The organism is Pseudoalteromonas sp. Z1A6, from assembly GCF_011378745.1.
Taxonomy (GTDB): Bacteria; Pseudomonadota; Gammaproteobacteria; order Enterobacterales; family Alteromonadaceae; genus Pseudoalteromonas; species Pseudoalteromonas arctica.
In genome coordinates this window covers 1-3715 of the sequence record NZ_WTKW01000381.1, presented here as the reverse complement: position 1 = coordinate 3715, position 3715 = coordinate 1, and the positions used below count along the sequence as shown (strand labels likewise).

4 protein-coding genes are annotated in these 3715 nt (G+C 37.3%); 3 read left to right on the top strand and 1 reads right to left on the bottom strand.

Annotation, left to right across the window (positions count from 1 at the left end; all coding sequences use genetic code 11):
- The first annotated feature begins 129 nt into the window (after positions 1–129).
- Both GQR46_RS17445 and GQR46_RS17440 read left to right on the top strand, forming a co-directional pair.
- Positions 130–759: a response regulator transcription factor gene (locus GQR46_RS17445; RefSeq protein ID WP_165741744.1), complete on the top strand. Its 630-nt coding sequence runs from the start codon at positions 130–132 to the stop codon at positions 757–759.
- Positions 746–2335 carry an MASE1 domain-containing protein gene (locus tag GQR46_RS17440; RefSeq protein ID WP_165741743.1) on the top strand — a complete coding sequence of 530 codons (1590 nt, stop codon included), beginning with the start codon at positions 746–748 and terminating at the stop codon, positions 2333–2335. The genes GQR46_RS17445 and GQR46_RS17440 overlap by 14 nt, the downstream gene beginning before the upstream one ends.
- A 5-nt stretch (positions 2336–2340) precedes the next feature.
- Here GQR46_RS17440 and GQR46_RS17435 read toward each other — a convergent pair whose 3' ends face one another.
- A complete protein-coding gene (locus GQR46_RS17435) occupies positions 2341–2883 on the bottom strand; it encodes a hypothetical protein (RefSeq protein ID WP_165741742.1) in 543 nt (180 codons plus the stop codon).
- A 253-nt stretch (positions 2884–3136) separates the two neighbouring features.
- On the opposite strand from GQR46_RS17435, the gene gloA reads away from it, so the two are divergent.
- Complete coding sequence (gloA, locus tag GQR46_RS17430) at positions 3137–3664, top strand: lactoylglutathione lyase (protein WP_165741741.1); 528 nt, start codon at positions 3137–3139, stop codon at positions 3662–3664.
- Positions 3665–3715 lie beyond the last annotated feature (51 nt).

Sequence of the window (3715 nt, the reverse complement as noted above, 5' to 3'; positions counted from 1 at the left end):
TATAAATACTGAGCGTTATTGCTCCTTTAATTTTTACAGTGTACATTTTTGCTAGGTAATTAAATTTAATAAATTTTTTGGCTGATGGTTATGTATTTCAATGTATAATAAATTTAAAGGGAGAAATACATGCACATTGGAATAATTGAAGATCATCAATTAGTACGCGACAGTTTTAAAAAACTACTAGAGCTACAAGCAGACTGGGAAGTAATAATAGAAGCCTGTAATGTTAGCCAAGCAAAACTGGCTGTTGAGCTTGAACAACCCGATATATTTATTGTTGATATATCACTTAATGAATCAGAAACCGGCCTTACATTTTTAACCTACCTTAACGAAAATTTCCCTGAAATTAAAACTATTGTTGCCTCTATGCACGATTACGAACCTTATGTAAGTAATGCTCTACGACTAGGCGCGCTTGGTTATGTGTCTAAGCGTTCTGCGTCGGAGGAGTTAATTGATGCCGTTAAATCGGTTGCATTAGGTAAACGCTACATAAGTGAAGACGTAAATTTTGCTTTAAATACACCAAACTCAGCATTAACTATTTTAACTAACCGCGAGCTTGAAGCTTTACCGCTGTTAGCAAAGGGCTTTAATGCAAAGCAAATAGCGCAAAAATTAGAAATAATGCCTAAAACAGCGCATGTACATAAGGCCAATATTTACAGCAAGCTTAATGTTACAACCTCGTTTGAGCTGTTAAAAATAGCTATTGATGCGGGAGTAATAAAGTTAGATGAACTTACCTAGTACACTGCCCGCCTTTAACTTTACTATTACGGCTACCGTTAAAGAAATTACAAAGCAGCTTTTGGTTGGTGTAATTTATTTTATTGCCTGCATTGCTGCTTTTTGGGTAGGATCTAATTTAGAAACAGTGCCCGAAAGTAGTGCTATATTTATTCCTGCAGGGATAAAAATTGCTTTTTATTTACTTTCGCCAACTCGGTATTGGATTACTTTGTGGGTATCGTCTCGTGCTTTGGCTGCTCACTTAGGGTATACAATGACCGGCGCTTGGGAGTTTAATTTACTGCATGGTTTTTGGCAGGAGCTTTGCTTTTTTGCCCTTGTGTATGCATTTAAACGTAGCCGCTGGCCGCCGAGCATTAATAATAGTTTAGGTATACTTTCGTTGATTTTATTGTGTGTTGCGAGCACTTCAATAAAGTGGTTTTTGTTTTCTAGTGCGTTTGAATTTACAAACATATTGGTTGCTAAAGAGCTATTACAGTATCAGTTAAATATGTGCCTTGGCGATATAACTGGCTCGTTGTTAATTGCGCCGTTTATTATGCTTTTTCATTCTTTAAACCTTCCGTTAAAGCGCCCAGTTTTACTTAAAATAACTAATTTAACGGTTACGTTGGCTACCGTTTTACTTGTTATGATGCTTGTATACCTGATACGCCCTGATACCTATCCATTGCTTCGCCTTGCATCGTTATTACCTATTATTTGGTTTTCGTATCGCTTTGGCGTATTAGGCGCGGTGACTAGCGCTACACTTATTAATGCACTAATAATAGTTGAAGCAATAATTACCCATGAGCCTAGCAATACCTATATTAGCCAGTTGTTTATTTTAGCTAATGCTATTACCAGTATGGTGTTAGGCGCGGCTATTACAGAGCTTAAACGTAAAAATACTGAATTAAAAAAGATTAACCACGCGCTTAAAAAGCAGCTTGAGCAAAACACGCTTCTTGGGGCTAAAATGGTGAGCGTGCAAGAAAACGAGCGAAAACATCTGTCACAAGAGTTACACGACGAACTTGGGCAAAACTTAACAGCTTTAAAAACCGATTTGGCTATTTTGTCGCACCTTAGTGATGAAAAAACGCAATCGTTTGTGGCCACGTTAAAAAGCAATGCAAACTCTATGTACGATTCTGTTTATCAATTAATGCATTACCTTCGTCCTCGTGAACTAGACGAATTAGGGCTACAAAATGCGATGACCCAAGGGCGATTAAAAAGCTTACTTACCAAAGCAAATATTAGCTACGAGGTTAATTTTAATGTAGATAATGCGCTGACTAAAGAACATGAAATTGCCGTCTACCGAATTTGCCAAGAAGCCGTAACCAATTGTATTAAGCACAGTAATGCTGGCAATCTTATTATAAATATTAAAACAGACAGTCAGTTTATAAAATTAGAAATTAGTGATAACGGAAGCAAAGTAAAACCGACCGAAAATTCAGGTCACTATGGTTTGGCATTTATGGAAGAGCGCGCTATTGCGCTAGGGGGTAGCTTTAAGGTTACTGATCAAGGCGGCTTTACCATTAAAGTAAAACTGCCTATAAGTGTTGGGCGTTAAACGCTTTAACAAATTGATACTTGCTTAGTGTAAAACTTTTGCCTTGGTTGATCATCAAATGCGTCATCGGGGTTTACCTGTATTTCTACTTGGTTACCCACCAGCTGCAGCAATAACCCGGTAGCTATTTGGCAATTGCCTAAGGTTGATTTTACAACCACCTTTTTGCCTATAGCGTCTTGTAGCCTTGGCTTTGGTAAATTAGGGTTAGTAACAGGTCTTAACCCTTCTGCTTTTACAAATAAATTTATGCAATAAAGTTTAGCTGCGGCAACTCTTTGTTCGTTCATTTTAGCTATATCAACATTATTCAAAAAATGAATAATGGCTTGGTTAGCACGGCTAAAGTCACTTGTAACATCGTCTAGCTCTCGCCCAGCTGCCCACTTTCGGGTAACTAAATACTTGCCAGCTTCCACTCTTGCTAAGGTAATTGACGCTCCAGTCATTTTACTAAACCATTCAATACAATAACTTGCTGTATTAATGTTGTGAAGTAATACGCTCATGCTGCCAAATTCTTTTGTACTTTCATCCAATAAAGTCATATTTGTATCTCAACGTCCTAGTTGTAAAGAGTTTATTAGTAATTATGAAAGTAAAAAATCATCCATATTCCTAATCAATCTAGGAAAATGGCTTAGTAAATAACATGTGCTATTTATAAAACACCATTTACGAGCTTAAACCCATTATTAATGGTTAAAATGTTAAGCAGTGGTTTAAATTTATCGTACGGTTGATTATGATTAGTTAAGTACTATATCTCTATTTTCGCTTTATTATTTTGAAAGGATCGCCATGTCTAGCTATAACGAATCTCCAGAGCAAATTGAACAAGCCACGCAAGGCTATGTAATGCAGCAAACAATGTTGCGTATTAAAGATCCAAAGCCGTCTTTAGAATTTTATCAAAATGTATTAGGTATGAAGTTGTTAGGTAAGTATGACTTTCCTGGTATGAAGTTTACGCTTTACTTTTTAGGCTACGAACAAGAGCTGCCAGAAGGCGATGATAAAGAAAAAGCTGAATGGGTGTTTCGCCGCCCTGCGTTAATTGAGTTAACCCATAACTGGGGGACTGAAAACGACGACAGCTTTGAGGGCTACCACAGTGGCAATCAAGAACCTAAAGGCTTTGGCCATATTGGTATTAGCGTGCCCGACGTTTACAAAGCAAGTGAGCGCTTTGCAAAATACGATGTAGAGTTTGTTAAAAAGCCAGATGATGGCTCAATGAAAGGTCTCGCGTTTATTAAAGACCCTGACGGCTACTGGATTGAAATACTCTCTGCTGAGGGAATTACCGAGATTATACTTTCTCAGTAACTACTGATTTGTTTATATTAAAAACCAGCTTTTTTGCTGGTTTTTTTATTT